At 67.9% G+C, this 20694-nt stretch carries 16 protein-coding genes; 3 read left to right on the plus strand and 13 right to left on the minus strand.

What is annotated here, in order from left to right:
* Positions 1–199: 199 nt before the first annotated feature.
* The 10 genes from EER27_RS02530 to EER27_RS02575 all read right to left on the minus strand — a co-directional run bounded on the left by EER27_RS02530 (position 200) and on the right by EER27_RS02575 (position 13178).
* A complete protein-coding gene (locus EER27_RS02530; RefSeq protein ID WP_123086433.1) occupies positions 200–3760 on the minus strand; it encodes a bifunctional diguanylate cyclase/phosphodiesterase in 3561 nt (1186 codons plus the stop codon).
* Between the two features lie 34 nt (positions 3761–3794).
* Positions 3795–4148 carry a hypothetical protein gene (locus EER27_RS02535; RefSeq protein WP_148040901.1) on the minus strand — a complete coding sequence of 118 codons (354 nt, stop codon included), beginning with the start codon at positions 4146–4148 and terminating at the stop codon, positions 3795–3797.
* Positions 4149–4364: 216 nt separating this feature from the next.
* Complete coding sequence (locus tag EER27_RS02540; protein ID WP_190285610.1) at positions 4365–4838, minus strand: GNAT family N-acetyltransferase; 474 nt, start codon at positions 4836–4838, stop codon at positions 4365–4367.
* Positions 4839–4858: 20 nt separating this feature from the next.
* A complete protein-coding gene (locus EER27_RS02545) occupies positions 4859–5293 on the minus strand; it encodes a hypothetical protein (RefSeq protein WP_123086435.1) in 435 nt (144 codons plus the stop codon).
* A gap of 94 nt (positions 5294–5387) precedes the next feature.
* Positions 5388–5834 (minus strand): helix-turn-helix domain-containing protein, encoded by a 447-nt coding sequence (locus tag EER27_RS02550; RefSeq protein ID WP_123086436.1) that lies wholly within the window; start codon positions 5832–5834, stop codon positions 5388–5390.
* Positions 5835–6039: 205 nt separating this feature from the next.
* A complete protein-coding gene (gene fusA, locus EER27_RS02555; RefSeq protein ID WP_123086437.1) occupies positions 6040–8076 on the minus strand; it encodes an elongation factor G in 2037 nt (678 codons plus the stop codon).
* Between the two features lie 541 nt (positions 8077–8617).
* The gene (locus tag EER27_RS02560; RefSeq protein ID WP_123086672.1) at positions 8618–9661 is read right to left on the minus strand and encodes a copper resistance protein B; all 1044 of its coding nucleotides are present in this window, start codon (positions 9659–9661) and stop codon (positions 8618–8620) included.
* Positions 9662–9666: 5 nt separating this feature from the next.
* Positions 9667–11523, minus strand: a complete 1857-nt coding sequence (locus tag EER27_RS02565; RefSeq protein WP_123086438.1) for a copper resistance system multicopper oxidase — start codon at positions 11521–11523, stop codon at positions 9667–9669.
* 121 nt (positions 11524–11644) lie between these two features.
* On the minus strand, positions 11645–12175 hold the full coding sequence (locus EER27_RS02570; RefSeq protein WP_148040902.1) for a CopL family metal-binding regulatory protein: 531 nt from the start codon (positions 12173–12175) through the stop codon (positions 11645–11647).
* A 97-nt stretch (positions 12176–12272) separates the two neighbouring features.
* On the minus strand, positions 12273–13178 hold the full coding sequence (locus EER27_RS02575) for a sigma-70 family RNA polymerase sigma factor (protein WP_123086440.1): 906 nt from the start codon (positions 13176–13178) through the stop codon (positions 12273–12275).
* A gap of 115 nt (positions 13179–13293) precedes the next feature.
* Here EER27_RS02575 and EER27_RS02580 point away from each other — a divergent pair, with 115 nt between their 5' ends.
* Entirely contained in the window at positions 13294–13866 is a 573-nt protein-coding gene (locus EER27_RS02580) for a carboxymuconolactone decarboxylase family protein (RefSeq protein WP_223807130.1), read from the plus strand.
* Positions 13867–13920: 54 nt separating this feature from the next.
* Here the strand turns inward: EER27_RS02580 and EER27_RS02585 are convergent, their stop codons facing one another.
* Positions 13921–15429, minus strand: coding sequence for an FAD-dependent oxidoreductase (locus tag EER27_RS02585; protein ID WP_123086442.1), 1509 nt, complete (start codon positions 15427–15429; stop codon positions 13921–13923).
* A gap of 407 nt (positions 15430–15836) precedes the next feature.
* Here EER27_RS02585 and EER27_RS02590 point away from each other — a divergent pair, with 407 nt between their 5' ends.
* Positions 15837–16184 (plus strand): hypothetical protein, encoded by a 348-nt coding sequence (locus EER27_RS02590; protein ID WP_190285611.1) that lies wholly within the window; start codon positions 15837–15839, stop codon positions 16182–16184.
* Positions 16181–16606 (plus strand): DUF2231 domain-containing protein, encoded by a 426-nt coding sequence (locus EER27_RS02595; RefSeq protein WP_123086444.1) that lies wholly within the window; start codon positions 16181–16183, stop codon positions 16604–16606. Before EER27_RS02590 ends, EER27_RS02595 begins: the two co-directional genes overlap by 4 nt.
* 27 nt (positions 16607–16633) lie before the next feature.
* Here EER27_RS02595 and EER27_RS02600 read toward each other — a convergent pair whose 3' ends face one another.
* Positions 16634–18724 carry a S9 family peptidase gene (locus EER27_RS02600; protein WP_148040903.1) on the minus strand — a complete coding sequence of 697 codons (2091 nt, stop codon included), beginning with the start codon at positions 18722–18724 and terminating at the stop codon, positions 16634–16636.
* A gap of 83 nt (positions 18725–18807) precedes the next feature.
* Positions 18808–20682, minus strand: a complete 1875-nt coding sequence (locus EER27_RS02605; RefSeq protein WP_123086446.1) for a hypothetical protein — start codon at positions 20680–20682, stop codon at positions 18808–18810.
* Between the last annotated feature and the right edge of the window lie 12 nt (positions 20683–20694).

The following is a 20694-nucleotide window of genomic DNA, read 5'->3' on the forward strand; positions in this document are numbered from 1 at the left end:
GGGTTGACGCGGTTGGGCCGATCGAAAGAACGGCCCAACCGTTCCCACGTATGCGCAGCGGCTCATGGGGCAGGGGCCATAGCGGAATGCGCATGGGCCGCGAGGGGCGGTCGGGTGAGGCGGTGCCAGCAGGCATCGATGCACGGCGCGAGATGCACGGCACGAGATGCGCCACGCGATTCGTCAGCCGTTCACGCGCCTACGTCCCCACTCCGACCCGCGTCAACTCCTGAACTGCCTGTGGCGCCAGGCCATTGGTCTGGCGCCAGAGCAGTTCGAGTTCGTGCACGGGCATGGCGTGGGCGACGTGGTGTCCCTGCACCTGGTCGCAACCGTGCGTGCGCAGGAATGCCAGCTGGTCGGCCGATTCGACGCACTCGGCCACCACCTGCAGGTTGAGGCGGTGGGCCATGTCGATGATGGCCAGCGTGATCGACGCGTCTTCGGCGTTGTTGGTCAGGCCGCGGATGAACGCACCGTCGATCTTGACCGTGTCCACGGGGAAGCGCCGCAGGTAGGCCAGGCTGGAGTAGCCGGTGCCGAAGTCGTCGACGGAGATCCGCACGCCCAGTGCCTTGAGGCGCTGCAGGATCTCCGCGCTGTGTTCGGCATCGCCCATGACCGCGCTTTCGGTCAACTCCATTTCGAGGTGTCCCGGCACCACGCCATGCCTTTCCAGGCAATCGGCAGTGGCCGACGCGAGCCCGAGCGGATCTGCTTCCCCAAGCAGACGCCCCAACGGATCGGGCGGCGGCGGCAGCAGGCTCTTGCGCGTGATCTGCTGTGCCGAGACATTGACTGCAATCGGTATTGGTCCGATGCCGACGCGCTGCCAATCGCGCAGCTGCCGGCAGGCTTGTGAAATCACCCAGGCACCGACGGTGACGATCAGGCCGGTGTCTTCGAGCACGGAAATGAAATGCAGCGGCGCGACCAGCCCATGGCCGGGCCGATGCCACCGCAGCAAGGCTTCCACGCCCGTCCACCGGCCGGTGCGCAGGCAGACCTTGGGCTGGTAGTACAACTCGAACTCCTCGCGCTCCACGGCCGCGCGCAGCGCCAGCTCCAGTTCCAGCTTCTTGCGCACGCGCAGGTTCATCGTCTCGGTGTAGAAGCGGTAGGAGTTTCGGCCGCCCTGCTTGGCCTCGTACATCGCAAGGTCGGCGTACCGCACCAGGCTGTGCATGTCGGTGGTGTCGACGGGATACACGGTGATGCCGATGCTGGCAGTGGTGCTGACAATGTGGCTTTCCACTTGGAACGGCATGTTCAAGGTGTTCTGGATCTTGTTGGCGACCTTGGCCGCGAACTGCGGGTCGCTGGGCGTCAGCAGCACCATGCCGAACTCGTCGCCACCCAACCGGGCAACCGTGTCGCGCAATCGCAGGCACGCCTGCAGGCGCTGTCCGACCTGTCGCAGCAGCTCGTCGCCGACCGCATGCCCGAGGCTGTCGTTGATGTCCTTGAAACAGTCCAGGTCGAGGAACAGCAGGAAGACCTGCCAACCGTGGTTGTCGGCCATCGTCATCGCACTTTGCAACGACTCGTGGAACAGGCGGCGGTTGGGCAGGCCAGTCAGCACGTCGTAATGGGCCAGTTGCTGGAGGCGCTGCTGCGCTTCCTTGCGTTCGGTGATGTCCTGCCCGGTGCCCACCATGCCGACGGTCCGATCGAGGGCGTCCAGCAGCATCCGCCCACGCGTCTGGATCACGCGGACTTCGCCGTCGGACCGGACCACGCGGTGTTCGAAGTCGAATGTCTGCTGCTCGCGGAACGCCTTGTCGATGGTGCGCAGCACCAGGATCTTGTCCGCCGGGTAAACCAGCTTGAGGTAGCCCTTGGGCGTGTGATCGAACTCGCCCGAGCTCGAGCGGAGGATGCGGTAGAGCTCGTCGCTCCAGGTGATCTGGTTGCTGGCCTGGTTCCACTCCCAACTGCCCACGTGCGCGATCCGCTGCGCTTCGGCCAGATGCTGTTCGTTGTCGGCCAGGGCGTTCTCGGCCTGCTTGCGCGCCATGAACTGGCCCAGCAGGCTGCCCAGGGTGTTCATCATTCCCAGCAGCTCCGGGTCGGGCTCCTGGATCGTGGGGGCGTAGAACTCGGCCACGCCGAACACCTGGGTACCGCTGACGATGGGGAAGCCGATTCCCGCGAGCAGCCCGTATTCCGCGGCAGCCAGGGCGCGCGGTGAATCGGCGTCCTGGGTGATGTCGGTGAGCCACAACGGCTTGCCGCTGACCCAGATGCGGCCAGGCAGTCCGTCGTCCGGGCCCAGCGTCGTCTCCGACGTCATCGCCATGAAGGCGGGTGCCGCGGCGCCATCGTCGGGCTGCCAGACTTCGATGCAGCGCATCGTCTGCGTGCCCGCATCGACGGCCCACAACGCACCCACCGCCCAGCCCATGGCGGTACCCACGGCTTCCAGCACCTTGGGCGCCGCGTCGGCCAGGGTCGCCGATTCGATCAGCGTGGCGGCCGCGGCGGTCTGTGCGACCAGCCTGCGGATCGCGCGCTGACGCTGGATGTCGTGCAGGAAGATACTGAACTTGTAGGTCGCGCCCACCTTGGTCGGCCAGATGCTCAACTCGGCCGGGAACTCGTTGCCGTCGCGGTGCCGTGCGGTGATCTCGATGGCCTTGTTCAACGCCGGATCGCCGGCGGTGGCCAGGGCGCGTTGTATCTCCTGGCGATGCGCCTGCCGGTACGGCTCGGGGATGACGATCTCCGCCAGGCTGCGCCCCACGGCTTCCTCGCGCGACCATCCCAGCATGGCTTCGGCCTGCTTGTTCCAGTCCAGGATCACGCTGTCCGGGTCGATGGCGATGTAGGCGTCGTACGCGGTGTCGATGATGGCCCGTGCTTCGTCCTTGCTGTCGCGCAGTTCCTGTTCGGTGATCTCGTGTTCGTCGATCTCCTCCTGCAATGCAGCATTGGCCTGGGCCAGCTCGACGGTGCGCTCATTGACGCGTTGCTCCAGCTCGTCGTGCATCTCGCGCAATGCCTTGGCGCGCGCCTGGTGGAAAGCGACTTCGTGCGCGTGACGTGCGTCCTCCATCGACACCATCAGCGTGGTGGCCAGCAGCATGAAGGTGAAGGCGGCGATGGTGACCGCCATCCAGAACGTCGGGATGGTCGGGGCGCCCACGGTCGTCGTGCAGAACGGCGAGAAGATCGCCGCGGCCATGCCCGTGTAGTGCATGCCGCATATCGCCGCGCCCATCAGCAACGCGCTGCCGCCCTTGCGCCAGAAGCCGGATCTCAGCGTCTCCCCACGCAACCGGAACGCGATCCACAGCGCGGCCCACGAAGCCACCATGGCGATGACGATCGACAGCACGAACAACAAGGGGTCGTAGGTGACCGGAGGCTTCATCTCCATCGCGGCCATGCCCGTGTAGTGCATGGCCGCGATGCCGATCCCCATCAGCACGCCACCGACCAGCAGGCGCCCGATGCCCAGGCTCTCGCGGCTGACGGTGTAGAGGGCGAACCCGGAAACGACCATCGCGATCAGCAGCGACAGCGCCGTGATCGGGCCGTTGTAGGACATGGGAATGGGCAGGCGGAACGCCAGCATGCCGATGAAGTGCATCGACCAGATGCCGATGCCCATCGACACCGCACCGCCAATCAACCAGAAGCGTGCAGCGCGCCCCGCGCTGGCGGTCACCCGTGACGCAAGGTCCAGCGCGACATAGGAGGCCATGATCGCGGCGACCATCGACAGCAGGACCAGCCAGGAGTCGTAGGTGCCATCCATGTCCCCCCCTTCCTAGGGAGTGTCCGCGTGGCTGTTACGGAGTACGCCTGTCCATCACCGAGCGGGGCTTGCCGGATTTACCGTACACCCTGGCACGGCCCCCCACAACCGGGGCCCCCAAGCGCCAGAGGCCGCGGACGAGCATCGCCAGGCCCAGGCCGACGCCGGCGAGGGACGACCAGAACGGCCAGAGCGCAAAGGGGGCGTATGGATGTTGTGCGTTGAAGTCACAGCGCAGCCGCGAAAAATCAAAGCTGCCGCCCGAGCCCAGGCACGCGTCCGACGCGAGGAACAGGGAGAGCTGCGGCCAGATAAGAAAGGCCGACACGGCGACCAGCGCGATCCCGACAACGATTCCGATCACGGCGTGGGGCACAGCGGATTTCATGATGGCGCACCTGGGTTTCGCCATCGTGATGTGGCGGGTTTCGCCAGCCTGAAGCGCGGTCAGACCACAGGGCAACCGTGGTGCGACGAAACCGCGAGGTGGTCGGCCGACTGCCGGCATGGCGCGATGAGCGACTCCCCTGCGACGCAGTGGAATGCCGGAGATCGGGCTTCCCATCGAGCGTCAATCGGGCGCGCCCATGCGTTGGAGCGCGGGTCATGACCGATAGTCCAGCGCCAGCCGAAGCATGTCCTTGTGCTGGATCCCGTCTTCGAACAGGGGCTCCGGGTAGTGGTCCAGGAAGAAGTCCCGGTCGATGGCGACGACCCGGAACCCCTGGCGCTGGTAGAACGACAGCTGGTAGCCGAAGGTTCCGGTACCCACCTCCAGGCGTCGCGCGCCGCTCTGCCGGACCCAGGCAACGGCATGCTCCAGCAGCAGCGTTCCGATGCCTTGGTGCTGGTGCGAAGGCGCAACCGCAATGCTCATCAGTTCGTACGTGCCGTGCGCGCGGTCCTGGACCACATAGGCGCCAACGGCAGTCCCCTCGTGGCTGGCGACGAAGCATCGCGACAAGCCGAGGTAGCCCTGCACCTTTTCCAGGGACGGATCAGCCAGCAGCAGCAATTCCAGCGGTGCTTCCGATGCAGATGCTTCTTCGATCCGCAAGGATTCGTCCTGCGGTTGCATGACGTCGGGATCAGGCCGGCTCACGAGGCGACGTCCGCTCGATCGAACTGGGCGAGGTGGCTGTCAAGGTTGGACAGGCGATGCTTTGCGATCCGATGGGTGGCGATGGCGACGCACGCGCCAAAAAACATCACGAACCAGGTCCACCCTGCCGCAAAGACCAACGCGAGCAATCCGGGCACCACGCCGATGGCCGCGGACGAGAGGTAGTTGGCCAGCCCCCTTCGGGACAGCAGCGCGTCAATCGACGCGCCGTACACGAGGGCGGGCAGGATGCCGATGATGGCTGCCACCATCGAAACCATGAGTCCAAGCAAGATGGCTTCCAGAACGGCCCAAGGCCGGATGACGATGGCGTACAGGCTGACAAGCAGGCCGCCTGCCAGGGAGCCTACCGGCACCCCCGCGACGGTGGCGAGAACCGAATACGTCATGTAGTGGCGCAGCTTTGCCATGGGGATGCGGTGATTCAGTCGGGTGCGGTGTGGATTGGATGACGTGCCGGCGCTCATCGGGCAGGCGCTGGACAGGCCGTGCGTGACGCGACGGTCAATCTCCGGGCGGCGGCGCGCGTCGCGGCGTTCTCTGCTTTCGTGCCCGCATCGTCCCGGACGCGGCGGCCCCAAGAATCCGGCGGAAGGTCGGGCATTCCATGTGACTGGGTTCGGGGCAGGCAGCGGCATGCCGCAGGCCGTCGCGCAGAACGGTCAGTTTGCGAATCGTCCTGTCCAGCTCTTCCGCTTTGGCAGCAAGCTTCTGGCGGTCGATGCGCGGCTGGCCGGCGGGCACGAACGTGAGCGCAATCTCGTCCAGCGAAAAACCGGCGGTCCGCCCCAGCGCGATCAGCGCCAGCCGTTCCAGCACGCTGTCGTCGAACACGCGGCGCAAGCCTCGCCTGCCGATCGAAGCGATCAGCCCCTTCTCTTCGTAGAAGCGCAACGCCGAGGCAGGCACGCCCGCGCGTTGCGCCACCTCGCCGATGTCCAATTCGCTCACCTGGCTGACCTCACGTCGACGCGAGCCCGCACAGTGCGATTTCCGCCACGCGATGGCAAGACAAGGCAATCGTCCCGGCAATCGCCTACCAGTTCGGCGACGAGCAACCCACACCTTGGCGTAGCGGCCAGGCAAGTTGCCGCGGGCAAAAAAGGAGCCGGCACAAGCCGGCTCCCGGTTCACATGACAACGGATGTCGCTGGGTTCAAGGCGGTGTGGCCGCCTCATAGCCATTGAACGTCACGCTGGCCGATGCGCGCCCCTGGGTCAGCGAGCGCAGCGTCGTGGTGTAGCCCTGCAGGCGGGACAGGGGGGCGAGGGCGATGACGTCCGCCCGTCCTCCCTTGTCGTCGATCCGCACCACCCGGCCGGCGCGTCGCTGCAGGTCGCCCACGACGTCGCCGACGTGGGCGGCCGGCGTGTCGACGGCGACGTCCATGACCGGCTCGAGTACCACCGTGCCCACTCGCTCCAGGGCCGATGTCACCGCTTCGCTGGCCGCGCGCTGGAACGCCATGTCCGACGAATCCACCGCGTGGGTTTCACCATCGACCAGTGCCACCGTGATGCCGACCACCGGATAGCCGTGCGGGCCATCGGTGAGCGCGGATCGAACGCCTTTCTCCGTCGCGGCGATGAACTGCCCTGGCACCACGCCGCCGGTGGTCCGGTTGACGAACTCGACGACACCATCGTCGCGCGGCGTGATGTCGATCACCACGCGTGCGAACTGGCCGTGGCCGCCGGTCTGCTTGGACACCTTGCCTTCCACCTTGTGTACTTCCCGACGCGGCGTTTCCTGGTAGGCCACGCGTGGCGAACCCGTGCGCACGTCGACGTTCCATTCGGTGCGCAGGCGCTCCACCATCACGTCCAGGTGCAGTTCGCCCATGCCCCAGACCAGGGTTTCCCCGGTCTCGGAATCGGTGTCGACCCGGAACGAGGGATCTTCCTGTACCAGGCTGGCCAAGCCCTGGCCGAGCCGGATCAGGTCGCTGGCCTTGTGCGCCGTCAAGCGCCACGACAGCACCGCCGGCTGGGCCTGGATCGACTCCAGCACCAGCGGGTGCGCGGCATCGCTCAGCGTTTCGCCACTGACGGCATCCTTCCAGCCCAGGATCGCCACGATCTCACCGGCATACGCCTGTTCGACATCGTGCGTGCGATTGGCCTGGACGACCGCCAGACGACTCACGCGTCGGGTTCGCTGACCCAGCGAGCACCACACCGCGTCGCCCGCCTTCAGCGTGCCGGAGTACAGGCGCACGAACGCCAGCGGCCCGTGATCGTGATGGGCGATCTTGAACACCAGGCCGGCCAGTGGCCCCGAGGGGTCCGGTGCCAGCTCCACGTCGCCACGGTCGCTTTCGGCAATCACCGGCGGACGGTCCAGCGGTGAGGGCAGGTAGTGGACGATGGCATCCAGCAAGGGCTCGATGCCCTTGGTCTTGAACGCCGCCCCCGCAAGCACGGGCACGCCCTTGCCAGCCAACGTCGCACGGCGCACGGCGGATCGCAGCAGCGCGTCGTCGATCTCGCGCTCTTCGATGTAGGCACTGGCCAGTGCGTCGTCGTGCTCGGCGACCGCGGCGATGAGCTGCTGGCGCTGTGCCGCGTACGCGGCATCGTCGTCGGCGTTCCACGGCCGCCGTACGGCTGCGCCGCCGTCTTCCCAGTGCTCCACCGTCCGGCCGATCAGGTCGACCCATCCGTCGAACGACGACTCGGAACCGATCGGCACGCCGATCGCCCACGGATTGGCGCCGAGCTTGTCGCGCATCTGCTCCAGCACGGTGTCGAACGTCGCGCCGATGCGATCCATCTTGTTGGCGAACGCGATCAGCGGAACGCCGTGGCGCCGTGCCTGGCGCCACACGGTTTCCGATTGCGGCTGCACGCCGTCGACCGCGGAGAACACGACGACCGCCCCATCGAGCACGCGCAGCGAGCGCTCGACCTCGATCGCGAAATCGATGTGGCCGGGCGTGTCGATGAGCGTCAGTCGGTGGTCGGGCTCGCCGTTGGGCGTCCAGTGGGTCTGGACGGCCGCGGCGCCGATGGTGATGCCGCGTGCGCGCTCGATGGCCTGGAAGTCGGTGGTCGTCGCGCCGTCATGGACTTCGCCCATGCGGTGGATCGCGCCGGTTTTCCACAACAGGCGTTCGGTGAGCGTGGTTTTGCCAGCGTCGACGTGGGCGATGACGCCAAGGTTGCGCCAGCGGAGGAGGGAACGAGTGTCCATGTGTGTTTTCACGTTTGTTGCCAACAATACGGGCCGCACGCCCCTGTTGGCATCAGGACGTGCGGCTAGATTTCGGGGTCGGCTGCGTAATTCATGGCACTTTCTCCTTCGGGAAGGTCGGTTGGTCAAACGACGGACAATAAAAAAGCACCCCTGCGGGTGCTTGCTCGGCTGCGGCTTCGATTCGGTCGAACTATCTCGACCCCTCGGAGACCACAAACGGCAGGCGCACCCGGCCCACGCTCGCGCGCTGGCGGTTGTGCAGTATCAGGAGCGGCGACGGCGACATGGGCGGGATCGGGATCGGGATCGGGGTGTGGGCGGATCGAGGCGCGGGATTGTGGGTAAAGCATCTGGCCCCGTCAACGATGGGGACGCTACCGGTCGAATGCAACGGCGTACTTCCGGCCGACAACGCCACACGCGGACGGCGTCGATCCGCCACGTGCGGATGAGGCTCTGCCAGCGGCAGAAGGGGATCCGTGGCCTGCACCGCTTCGCGCCGACACGGCGCGAAGCGTCGGCGCGAAGCCGGTGGCGGTCAGAACCAGATGCGGACGCCTGCGACCACGCGTGTATCGTCCGCGCCGTCGCCCGCGCCGCGACGCAGGTCCGCGGTGCGTCCGAAGGCGCGCTCGTGCACCACGCCGACGTAGGGCGCGAACCGGCGAGTGAACTCGTAGCGCAGCCGTAGTCCGACTTCGGCCGTACCCAGTCCCGAACCGATGCCGCGCTGGACATCGTCCTCGCCGAAGACGCTGGCCTCGACCGACGACTGCAGGATCAGCCGGTTGGTGATCAACGTGTCGTACTCGGCCTCAAGGCGCGCCTCGGTCCGGCCGGACCCGTCGATGTAGGCGGTGGCCTCGATCTCGAACTTGTACGGCGACAAGCCCATCACGCCGATGGCAGCGGCGTCCCGCGACGGCCCCCCACCGAAGTCGTGGCGCAGGCCGGCGACAACATCCCACCACGGCCCGATGCTGCGTCCGTAGAGTGCTTCGATGCTGGCGTGTTCGGTGGCACCGTCAACGCGCTCGCCTTCGCCGCGTACCCACAGCCGGTGGAGGTCGGTGCCAAACCAGCCCTGGCCATCCCAGGCCAGGCCGGTGCCGTGCGGCGCGTTCCAGGTCTCGAAGCGATCGAGCAGCACGAAGCTGCGCGGGCGGTTGTCGTGCATGCCATGGCCGCCGGTCGGTGGCACGGCGGCGGCACGATCGGCATCGGTGATCACAGGGATCGGCGTGCGCGGCTCGCTGGGCGGCGGCGTGCCGTGGCCCATCGCCGCATGGTCGACGGATGCCGGCGTGCCGTGGCCCATCGCCGCATGGTCGACGGGTGCCGGCGTGCCGTGGCCCATGGCCGCGTGGTCGACTGGCGGCACCCGCACGGCATCTTTCGCGCTTTCCGGCGCAGTGGCCTCCGGCTCGCTGCTGGCAGGCGATGCCGGGGGCTGCTGCGCCGGCATCCCCGCGTGGTGGGTGTGCGGCGCGTGTTGTGCCTTGCCCGGGTGGGGCAGGAGGGCGGCCAACGGCATGGCGGCGCACAGCATGGCGACGCGGAGCTGGATTGTGGATGCAACCATCGCGCTCATTCCTCCACCCGCACCTGCCGCATCATTCCGGCTTCCATGTGGTAGAGCAGGTGGCAATGGTAGGCCCAGTTGCCGAGCGCGTCGGCGCGCACGCGGTAGCTGCGCTTGCTGCCGGGCGGCATGTCGATGGTGTGCTTGCGCACCAGGAAATTGCCGTGCTCGTCCTCCAGGTCGCTCCACATGCCGTGCAGGTGGATCGGGTGGGTCATCATCGTGTCGTTGACCAGCACGATGCGCAGGCGTTCGCCGTAGTTGAAGCGCAACGGCGTCACGTCGGAAAACTTCTTGCCGTCGAAACCCCAGGCGAACTTTTCCATGTGGCCGGTCAGGTGCAGTTCGACGTCGCGGCCAGGCGTGCGGCCGTCGGGGTCGTCGAACGTGCTTTTCAGCATGGCGTAGCTCAGCACCTTGCGTCCGTTGTCGCGCAGGCCGATGCCGGGGTCGTCGAGCATCGGTACCGGCGCCATCGTCTGCATGTCGACCAGCGGATTGCCGGTCTCGCTGGCCGGATGCGCCTGCATGCCGCCGGTGCCGGGGGGCGTCATCGAGCCCATGTCGTGACCGGCGTGAACGCTTGCGGTGCGAGCGGGCATCGCGTGGCCCATGCTCGCGCCACAGCCGCCCTCCATGCCCTTCATCGGCATGCCGGACGTGCCCACGGTCTCGTGGTTCATGCTGCCGTGGTCCATGCCGCCGTGGCCCATGTCGGCCATGGTGAGGATCGGGCGGGGATCGACGTCCGGCACCGGCGCCCGAAGGCCCTCGCGCACGGCGAGCGTGCCGCTGACATAGCCGGTGCGACCGATGTCCTGGGCGAAGACGGTGAACGCGTCCTGCCCGCTGGGTGACACGATGACGTCGTAGGTTTCGGCCGGCGCGATGCGGAACTCGTCGATCGTCACCGGATGCACGTACTGCCCGTCGGCGGCCACCACGGTCAGCTTCAAACCCGGTATGCGCACATCGAAATGCGTCATCGAGGCGCCGTTGATGAAGCGCAGGCGCACCTTCTCGCCGGAACGGAACAGCCCGGTCCAGTTGCCCAGGGCGGTCGTGCCATTCATCAGGTAGGTGTAGGTGTTCGCGTTGACGTCCGACAGGTCGGTCGGCGTCATGCGCATCCGCCCCCACATGCCCCGGTCGCGCAACGTGGCGGCCAGGCCATCACGACGCGCGTCGTCGACGAAATCGCCGACCGTGCGCTTGGCGTGGTTGTCGTAGCCGGGCATCTTCTTCAGACGCGAGAACAACGCGGCCGGATCCAGGTCGGTCCAGTCGCTGAGCAGCACCACGTAGTCGCGCTCGAACGAGAACGGTTCGGGTTCGATCGGATCGATCACCAACGGACCGTACAGGCCGGCCTGTTCCTGGAACCCCGAGTGGCTGTGGTACCAGTAGGTGCCGCCCTGGTTGACCGTGAACCGGTAGTGGTAGGTCTGGCCGCGATGGATGCCGTCGAAGCTGAGGCCCGGCACGCCGTCCATGTTGGCCGGCAGCAGGATGCCGTGCCAATGGATGGAAGTGTCGTGGCCGTGGATCGAGCCTTCCGGCAAGGCGTTGGACACGCGCAGGTTGACCGTGGTGCCTTCACGCCAGCGCAGCAGCGGCGCGGGAATCGAGCCGTTGACCGTGATCGCGGTGCGCGCGCGGCCAGTGAAGTTCATTGGCGTTTCGCCAATGACGAGATCGAACTCCGTGCCCGAAAGCACGGTGCTGCCGGGCGATTTCAGCGCCCAGCCCGGTCGGGGGTACAGGCCGAAACCGGCGATGGCGCCGCCGGCAGCAAGGCCCTGGACGAAGCGGCGTCGCGAAGGCGCGCGCAGCCCGTCGGAACCGAAGGGGTCGGAAGACATGGAAACTCCGTGAAAACAGTGGCATCGGGTCGCGCCCGCGTCGAACACGGGGCGACGCCTGTCCGACCGGAAAGCGCAGGCAGGACAGGGAAAGCGGGCGCCGTGGGCGCCAGGATGGTGCTCAGCCGATCGGGGGTCGGATCAGGTGGGGCAGTGCCGGCGCGGCATGCGCCGTCGGCAACCAGTGGGCCGTCTGGCTATGGTCGATGACCGATGCGGCGACGGTGGTGATGGGGAGCGCGGCTTGCGCGGCGTGCATGCACGCGCAGGTACAGGTGTCCGATCCGCAGCAATCGGTGGTCGATGACGACGGTGTCGATCCGGTGGTCGTGGCGTCATCGGCTGCTGGGCCGTCCGAAGCGGCGCGGGCCGGCTCGTGCTGGTCCTGGTGGCAGGGCATGTCCTCGACCGACGCTTGCGCCGCGGCCACGATCGGCGCATCGACCGCATCGGCGGCGGTGGCTTGCGAACCGGAGTGCCCGATGTGGCCCAGTTGCATGTGCGTTGCTGCCACCGCCGATGTCGCCCCGTTCAGGGCGAGCACGAGGCAGAGCAGCACACGCAACAGGGTGGGCCAAATGGACATAGGCGTACTGTAACCGGCGATCCTGCGCGGTGGATATCCGGCAGGTGAACCCCGGATGAGGTCCACGGCATGAGCGTGCTGAATGCGCGTCCGTGGGGGCCCTGCAGCGCGCGCGGCGGCGGTTCACGTGCCCGCCGGCCGCACCCGCTGGGTTGCTCACGCCTCAGTCGCCGAGGATCTCCACGTCGATCTCGCTGATCTGCTCGGGGTCGGCGACGATCTCGATACCGACGATGCGTTCGTCGCGGATCGTGAAAGCGAACACGACGCGGGTCTGCCCACCCGGCGCCCAGACCGCGCCAACGGTGCCATCGACGAGGGCCGTCTGCGCCGCCTTGGCGCGACCCTTGAAGGTTTCGGCCACCGCCTCCGCGCCGCGGATCTCCGGCGCCAGTGGCAATGCACCGCGCGCCAGGTTGGCCGCGCTGGACAGCACCGCGGCGTGGTCGGCACGCAGCACGACATTCGGGTCGAGCAGGGTGATCAACGCGGTGAAGTCGCCGCTGCGTGAGGCGGTCAGGAAGGCGTCGACAACCGAGCGCCGACGGGGAAGATCGGCGCTGGCGGCAGCGGGAGCACCCTGCACGCGCCGGCGCGCGCGGCTGGCCAGCTGGCGCGTTGCCGTCGGCGTTCGGCCGACGATGGGGGCGATCTCGTCGAACGGCAGGTCGAACACGTCGTGCAGCACGAAGGCAACGCGCTCGGCCGGGGCCAGCGCTTCCAGCAGCACCAGCAACGCCGGTCCGACGGCGTCGGCCATCAGCACGTCGTGCTCGGGGCCGCTTGCGGGCGACGGGTCGGCAATCGCATCGACGGGATGCGACTCCATCGATTCCTCGCGTCGCGATTTGCGCGAGCGCAGCAGGTCAAGCGAGGCGCGTGCGACAACCGTGGTCAACCAGCCTCCAAGATTCTCCACCGTGCTGGTGTCGGCGCGCGCGAGTCGCAGCCAGGCGTCCTGGACCACGTCGTCGGCCTCGCTGTGCGAGCCGAGCATGCGGTAGGCCACCGCACGCAGGTGGGTGCGGTGGTCCTCGAATTGCTGCGTCAGCCAGTCGTGCGTTTGCATCGGTCACACATCCTTTTTCCGTTTCGTCAGTGCAATGACGGACGAAGCATCCACGATGTGACCGAGCCTGTCCCACTCCATCGGTCACACATCCCCGGGCTGGTTCGTCAATGCCATGAAGGACGAAGCGCAGACGTTGCAACGCGGCCGGGGTTCCATCGATCGGTCACGTTTTCCCGCCGCGCTTCGTCAATGCCGTAACACCCATCCATCGACGACACCAGGAGACAACACCATGCAAGCACGTATGAGCAATCCGGCCGTGATCCTTCCCGAGGCGATGAAGGCGCTGCACGCGCTGAAGTCCTCAACCACCAAGGCGGGCGTTCCCACCCGCACCCTCGATCTGATCGAGCTGCGCGCGAGCCAGATCAACGGCTGCGGCGCCTGCGTGGACATGCACTCGCGCCACGCGAAGAAGACCGGTGAAACCGACGAGCGCCTGTTCGCGGTGGCCGCCTGGCGGGAAACGCCCTACTTCAGCGATGCCGAGCGTGCTGCACTCGCGCTGGCAGAGGCCGTCACCCGCATCAGCGACCAGGCAGGTCCGGTTCCCGATGCCATCTGGGACGAAGCCGCGCAGCACTACGACGAGCCCGCGCTGGCGTCGCTGGTTATTGCCATCGCCAACATCAACGTCTGGAACCGGCTCAATGTCGCGGTGCGGCAACCGGCTGGCGTGTGGTGACAGCCCGCGCCGCCTGTTGACGTGGCCAAAGCCCATCGCACGATGGGCTTTGTGTCAGGGGCCCAATTCGGTTTCGATCGCGAGGTTCTGCAGGTCTCGCCCGAGCGATGCCGCAGCCACCAGTCGGCCCTCCCGATAGAACCGTGCGGTCGCATCGTTACCGGACGGTTGACCGTCGATGCGCACCTGGTCCCAGTGGGTGGCGTGGCCGACAACGCGCAGGTCGACACCGTAGTGGTGGGTCCAGAAAAACGGCACCTCGTCATAGGCCTGACCGATGCCGAGCATGCTGGCGGCCGCGGCCTGTCCCTGTCGCTGTGCGTGTACCCAGTGCTCGATGCGTGCCGTGCCCGCTCCGTGCGGGTATCGGGCCACGTCGCCGGCGGCAAAGATGCCGGGCAAGGACGTCTGCAGGTGGCTGTCGACCAGGATGCCATCGTCGACGGTCAACCCTGCCGCCGATGCCAGCGCCGTGCGCGGCGCAACGCCGGCGCCAACGATCACCATGTCCGCGGCGATGCGGGTGCCGTCGTCCAGCGTGAGGTGCTCGCCATCGAAGCCCGCCACGGTGGATCGCAGATGGAACACGACGCCGTTGCGCCTGTGCAGGTCGGTGAGCGCTTCGCCCAGCTCAGGGCCCAGGATGTGCGCCATCGGCAGTTCCTCGCGAGCAACCACGTGCACGTCGAGCCCGCGCGTCCGCAGCGCTCCGGCTGCTTCCAGGCCGATGAAGCCGGCACCCACCAGCACGACGGACGTGGCACCGGCGGTGGCGGCGATGATCGCGCGGGCATCGGCCAGCGAGCGCAGCGTGAACACGTTCGGTCCGTCCAGCCCCGGTACGGGCAGCCGCACGGGCTCGGCACCGGTGGCGATCAGCAGGGCGTCATAGTCGAAGCGTTCGCCCGATTGGGTTACCACCTGGCGCGATGCGGTGTCGATGGCAGCGACGTCGCAATCCAGGTGCAGGTCGATCCGCCGCTCGGTGTAGAACTCCTGCCCCTGCAACGGAATCCAATCTTCCGGCGCGGTGCCGGCCAGGTAGTCCTTGGAAAGGTTCGGTCGGTCGCAGGGCGGGGCGTCGTCAGCGCTCAGCATCGTCAGCGTGCCGGTGTAACCCAGGCTGCGCAGACGTTCGGCCGCCGCGAATGCGGCCGCGCCGCCGCCGATGATCACGATGCGTGCGGGATGGTCGAGCGAGGCGGTTGGCGTCGCGGTCGATGCGGACTCACCGCGCACGAACACGTTGTCCCCGACGACTTCCACGTCCCAACGCGACAGCGCGCCAAACGCCGGTGCCTTCAGCGCCGCTCCCGTGCGCAGGCTGAAACAGGCGTGGTGCCACGGGCAACGGATTTCGCCATCGACCACCAGGCCTTCGGCCAGCGGCGCGCCGTAGTGCGTGCAGGCGCCGCTCACGGCGAAGATGCCGTCGTCCAGACGCGCCAGCAGCACCGGTGCACCCGCAACGTGGCCGGCAAGCACGCCCGTGGCGGGAACGCTGGTCAGGGGGACACCCTGGGAGAGGTCCGGGCCGGGGGGCATCGCATCCGTGTGTGCCATGGCAAAGCTCCTGATCTCGTTTGGGGGCGTCGTCGGCGGGGCCGGCGGCGCGGATGGAAACGCAGTGGCGTGCAACGCATCTTCAGGATGCGAAGTGCGGGGCGTGGCCGGGTTGCCGGCACCTGCGTGCCCGTGCGGAAACCCTGGGCACTCGCTCTCCCCGCAGGCGAAACGTTGCCAGCGAGCGTACTCCGTACGCGACGCCCGTTTGCACCTCGGCAGCCGGCGGCACGCATCGCCTGGATCAGGCATCCCACTGGCGCACATGTTGAGGCGCGCCTGCATCGCGTTGTGCGACCGCACCATCGGGCGGTCCTGGCGCGCGTGGCACCGACGCGATCCCTGCCGACCTGATCGTCACGACCCCACGTCCACCATCCCCGCAGGCGCCCACGCAGGAGTCCGACATGCTGCTGACCTATGCCGTCATGATCTTTGCCATCGCCGCCCTGGGTGGACTGGTACTTGCCTCTTTCGTGCTGCGCGGACGCCTGGCGCCGTGGGTGATCTCGGTGGGGCACGCGCTGCTTGGCGCGAGTGGGCTGGCGTTGTTGATCGTCGCTGTCCTGCAGGGCGACACGCCCGCACGGGCCACCGCGGCACTGGCCTTGCTGGTGCTGGCGGCGCTGGGTGGGTTCTATCTCGCATCGATCCACCTGCGGGGCAAGGTGGCGCCCAAGGCGGTGGTGTTCGTCCACGCCGGGGTTGCAGTGGTGGGCTTCCTGACGCTACTCAGCGCCATGCTGGCGACATGACGCACCCGTTGCATCCGGCGCTGGTCCACTTCCCGATCGCGTGCTGGTCGCTGGCCACGGCCGCCGACATCGCCAGCCTGCGCTGGGCCGAACCGGCGTGGCGTTTCGCCGGAACGCTGATGGCGATCGGCGTGGTGATCGCGATCGCGGCGATGGCCGCGGGCCTGGTGGAACTGCGCAAGATCGGCGAGAACACCGCCGCAATGCGCGATGCGAATCGCCACCTGCTGCTGGCCATGGCCGCCTGGTTTCTTTACGCGACCAGCCTGTTCCTGCGCCTGAAAGGCATGTCGTTGACGCAGCCCGATGCGCTCTGCCTCGCCTTCAGCGTCGCCGGGTTCCTCGTCCTGTGCGCCACTGGCTGGCTGGGCGGAAAACTGGTGTACGTGCACGGTCTGGGTGGGCAACGCCGGCGGCAATGACGGCGCGCACCACCGCTTGCATCCACCTCAGCGCAGGTCGCGCCCGGCGATGCGCAGGTTGCGCTTCAGATGGTCGCGCAGTTCCCGGGTGGGTGGGCTCGGTGCGGCGCCGCCGAGGTGGCGATGCAGCATGTGCTCGAGCAGGTGGAGCCCGGCTTCGCGGGCGATTGGATCGTGGTTGGCGTGGCCGGCATCCGGGTCGACCAGCAGGCTGACATCCTTGCCCAGCAGCTTCAGCCGCGCGGCGTACTCGATCACGCCGCTGATGCCGACGCGACGGTCTTCGCCACTGGCGATCAGCACGACGGGGCGACGCAGCCGAGCGACGTTCGCCAGCGGCGACTGCGCATGCAGGCGCGCCATCACGTCGCGATCCTGGGTGTCCAGCGAGAGCAGGCGTGCCACATCGGCAAACGGGATGAAACCCGACAGGTTGAGGGCCTCGCGGCTGCGCGCGATCCAGCGAAGGTTCGAGGCGAAGTCCGGCGGCGGCACGAACGCGATGCCCACCTTGAACAGCTCCGGCTCGAACGTCACGCCCAGCAGCGTGGAGTAGCCGCCAAACGATCCTCCGACGATGCCGACACGCCGCGCGTCGCCGATGCCCATCGCGAGCACATGGCGCACGCCCTCGACGATGTCGCGCTGCACGCGTCCGTTACCGAAGTCGCCGCGCGCGCTGAACATGTACTGGCGCCCGTGTCCGGTGGAGCCACGGAAGTTCGGCTCGAACACCACATGGCCGCGATTCACGAGGAACTGCGCAATAGCGCCGTACTCGGGCCGCGAATGGTTCCACGGCCCACCGTGCGGATGCGCGACCAGAGGCGCTCGGGCCGGGTCGACACCCGGCGGTACCAGCACGAAGCCGTGCAGGCGCATGCCGTCGGAGGCGCGCCAGCGAATCGGGATCTTTCGCGCCAGTGCGGACTCGGGCAGCCACGGTGCCGGCATGCCGCTGCGTTGCTGCAACGCGGGTGCGTCGGCCAGCACGCGGCGGAATTGCCCGGAGCGCGGGTGGTAGAGGTGCAGGCGTTCGCTCTGCAACGTGCTGGCGCGTTCGCTTACCAGCCACTGCGCCGCTGCGCCGCGACCGATCTGCACGCGCAGGTTGCGCTGTGGGAATCGCCGCGCGATGGCATCGACGCCGCGCTTCGTGTCGGCGTCCAGCCCGTGGCTCGCCGCCACGGTGCTGCGGTAGCTGGCGATCAGCGGCTGCCCCGTCGTCGGGTCGAGCACCAACTGGTCGAGATCGGCCTCGCCACGCGGGTCGATGTGCACGGTCTGCAGCCGGCCTTGCCCATCCAGCCGTGCCACGCGGTGCAGATCGCTTCCCATGTCGCTGCGCAGCAGCGCCTCGCCAGCGGGATTGGTCGCCGGAAGCAGACTGCAACGGTGCATCCGCGGGCAGCGCAGGAGTTCGCGCAGACGGCCACCGGCCTGGACGCGATGGACCACCAGCGCCAGGTCCTCGACGCGTTCGAGAAATGCTAGACGGCCGTGCGCGTCGAAGGCAAAGCCCGCGATCTGCCGGGTGTCCTCGTGCAGCACGGTGCGTCGGCCTCGCATGTCCACGCGCAGCAGGCGCCAGCGTTGCGGTGCCACGCGATTGGCTCGCAGCCGTTCCAGCGCAATCACGGCTTCCGGATGTTGCGGGTCGACCGCTTCGATAGTGCGCGACTCGCGCCCACCCAGGGTCGTCACGATGCCGGAGCCCGATTGTCCGGCCACCGCAAGCGCGAACAGCTGCTTCGGTGATTCCAGCAACAGCCAGCGACCGTTCCGCGACCAGTACAACTGCCGCGCGTCGCTAGTCGACAGCAGGCGACGCGGCGGACCTCCGGCGGTGGCAAGCAGCCAGACTTCGTGATTGCGCCCGCGCGCCTGGAGGTACGCGACGCCGCGACCGTCCGGCGACAGCACCGGCGATCGGATCGACGCATCGACGAGGAAAGCGCTGCGCTCGATGCGCGGCGCCAGCGGACGGGCGCGTTCGACGACGAGCGCGGCGCGCAACGTGGCATCGTCAACGCGATCTGCCGACGCGGGGGGCGCGGCCAGCAAGCCGAACGCGAGGCAGCACAGCGCCGCCACAAACCGGTGTGGAAACGTGGACATGGTGGTCTCCGGCGGGGCCGTCGGTGGACGGGCCCGCGTGGTGGGGAGCGCCGGCGCGGTGGCGGGCGCTCTTGCGATTGCGTCTAGGCCGTTGCCGTCTGCGGGCCGGCGGTGTGTGCGTCCACGGGGTGTGTCGTACGAAGGTCGCCGACGCGTTCGCGTTCGGGGAACAGCAACCACAGGCTCAGCAGCGCCGGCACACCGATCAGTCCGCAGGCCGCTATCCAACCCACCCGGGCCGTCGGCGAAAGCGGCCGGTTGCGCGTGAGCCAGACCGCGGCCAGCAGCGACAGCAGCGACAACACCCCCGCAAGCCGCCACATGCCGCGTGGAATCGGCGGCGTGGCATGGGTCAGCAGCGGGTCCGGATCGGCGAACAGCGAGCCGGCGCCCATGCGCAGCGCGTACATCGCCGGTGACGGCCACCAACTCTCGTAGCGATAGAACGCGTTGTTGTCGTAAGCGATGGCACGCCGGGCGGCGGTCTCGATCCGGCCATCCTCGTGCACACGCAGCACGTGCTGGTACGGCGTTGCGCCCGTGGGGCGGTACGATTCGACGAAGAACGCGAACGAGATCAGGTAGCCGTCCAGCAGTTCGATCATCTCCACGCGTCCCAGGTCGCCGTACTGCCCGGGGATCGGCACGCGCAGGCGCGGTACCAGGAGGTGATCGTTCTCGATGACGTCGCGCCCGTCGAAGAAGTACACCGCGCGATCGCTCACCACGCCCAGACGATCTCCGACCTGACCGGCGCCCGCCACCACTTCGTTGGCGGGCAGTTCGATGCGCGGCAGCACCTGGCCCAGCTCACTGTCGTAGACGTACAGCGTGCGGCGGCCGATCAGCGCGCTGCTGCCCTTGGGAAGCGACGGGGCGTCGCCGACCGGCAGCACCGTCGTCGGGAACGCCGCCCCGGCGGCACCCACACCGAGTGAGCCGACGCCGCGGCCATTGACCAGGCTGTATCCCTCGAACCTCATGCTGTCGTGACTGAACACCCAGCGCACGCGCCGCTCGCTGTCGTCGAACTCCATCGGCGCAACGTTGGTCAACTCATCGTGCAGCGGCAGTCGGGGTACCTGGACGCCGATGCCGTACGTCTCGGACAGCGCGACCTGTTCGCGCAGCAATGCGGCGTCGGATCGCTTGCTGTTGGCCAGTCCGGCGAGCAGCAGCGCCTTGTCCTCGAAACGTTCGGTCTCGATGGCGCCGCCGATCGGCGGCGTCGGCCGGTTGCGCGGGTGCGAGCCCTGCATGATCCACAGCAACTCCACGCCAAAGCCGAGCAGCAGGATCAGCAGGTAGAGCGACATCTGCAGCGGCAGCGCGGCGACGATGGTCGCCGCTGGCGATCGCGGCGGGGCGCTGAGGTCGGGCTTGAACGCCGCCAGTACCATGCAGGCCAGCCACAGCATCACCAGCGCCTGCATCGCCAACGCAGCCGTGCCGGTGGCGGTGCTGACCAGCGGCAGCGCCAGCATCACCAGCGCGCAGGACGAGTAGCGCCGTCCGCCCAGCATGCAGTAGCCGCCTGCCAGATAGCCGCACGACGCCAACAGCATTGCCGCCAGGGGCAGCAGCCAGTGGCGGACATCGACCACGCGCGCTGTCATGGCTTCCTGGTAGCCGGCGATGGTCAGGATAGGCAGGGCCACGGCAAGCACCAGCAGCACCATGCCGGCGCCGAACAGCGCCGCCGCGATCTTCCCGCTCGACACGGGACGGTGCAGCAGATTCAACCAGGCATTCGGCCGCCGATAGCCGCCCATCTGGTACAGCCCCAGCAGCAGTCCGACCAGCACGTACACACCGCCGATGCTCCGGTGTACCAGCAAGGGCTGCTGGCCAAGGTCGACCACCCGGGTCATGAAGGCCAGCACCAGCAGGTGCACGCCGCCCAAGGCAATGGCCCAGCCACGAAAGCGCAGCAGCTCGGCCTTGAAGAGATTCCACATGGTGCTTCCCCT

Origin of the sequence: Montanilutibacter psychrotolerans (assembly GCF_003719825.1) — a bacterium.
GTDB classification, from domain to species: domain Bacteria; phylum Pseudomonadota; class Gammaproteobacteria; order Xanthomonadales; family Xanthomonadaceae; genus Montanilutibacter; species Montanilutibacter psychrotolerans.

What these genes read in the sequence shown, in the direction of transcription:
- EER27_RS02580 (WP_223807130.1), top strand. Translation starts at nt 13,294, where the DNA reads ATGAAGGACGAAGCGCAGACGTTGCAACGCGGCCGGGGTTCCATCGAT.
- EER27_RS02575 (WP_123086440.1), bottom strand. Translation starts at nt 13,178, where the DNA reads ATGCAAACGCACGACTGGCTGACGCAGCAATTCGAGGACCACCGCACC.
- EER27_RS02590 (WP_190285611.1), top strand. Translation starts at nt 15,837, where the DNA reads ATGCTGCTGACCTATGCCGTCATGATCTTTGCCATCGCCGCCCTGGGT.
- EER27_RS02595 (WP_123086444.1), top strand. Translation starts at nt 16,181, where the DNA reads ATGACGCACCCGTTGCATCCGGCGCTGGTCCACTTCCCGATCGCGTGC.
- EER27_RS02600 (WP_148040903.1), bottom strand. Translation starts at nt 18,724, where the DNA reads ATGTCCACGTTTCCACACCGGTTTGTGGCGGCGCTGTGCTGCCTCGCG.
- fusA (WP_123086437.1), bottom strand. Translation starts at nt 8,076, where the DNA reads ATGGACACTCGTTCCCTCCTCCGCTGGCGCAACCTTGGCGTCATCGCC.
- EER27_RS02585 (WP_123086442.1), bottom strand. Translation starts at nt 15,429, where the DNA reads ATGGCACACACGGATGCGATGCCCCCCGGCCCGGACCTCTCCCAGGGT.
- EER27_RS02605 (WP_123086446.1), bottom strand. Translation starts at nt 20,682, where the DNA reads ATGTGGAATCTCTTCAAGGCCGAGCTGCTGCGCTTTCGTGGCTGGGCC.
- EER27_RS02535 (WP_148040901.1), bottom strand. Translation starts at nt 4,148, where the DNA reads ATGAAATCCGCTGTGCCCCACGCCGTGATCGGAATCGTTGTCGGGATC.
- EER27_RS02530 (WP_123086433.1), bottom strand. Translation starts at nt 3,760, where the DNA reads ATGGATGGCACCTACGACTCCTGGCTGGTCCTGCTGTCGATGGTCGCC.
- EER27_RS02545 (WP_123086435.1), bottom strand. Translation starts at nt 5,293, where the DNA reads ATGGCAAAGCTGCGCCACTACATGACGTATTCGGTTCTCGCCACCGTC.
- EER27_RS02565 (WP_123086438.1), bottom strand. Translation starts at nt 11,523, where the DNA reads ATGTCTTCCGACCCCTTCGGTTCCGACGGGCTGCGCGCGCCTTCGCGA.
- EER27_RS02560 (WP_123086672.1), bottom strand. Translation starts at nt 9,661, where the DNA reads ATGGTTGCATCCACAATCCAGCTCCGCGTCGCCATGCTGTGCGCCGCC.
- EER27_RS02540 (WP_190285610.1), bottom strand. Translation starts at nt 4,838, where the DNA reads ATGCAACCGCAGGACGAATCCTTGCGGATCGAAGAAGCATCTGCATCG.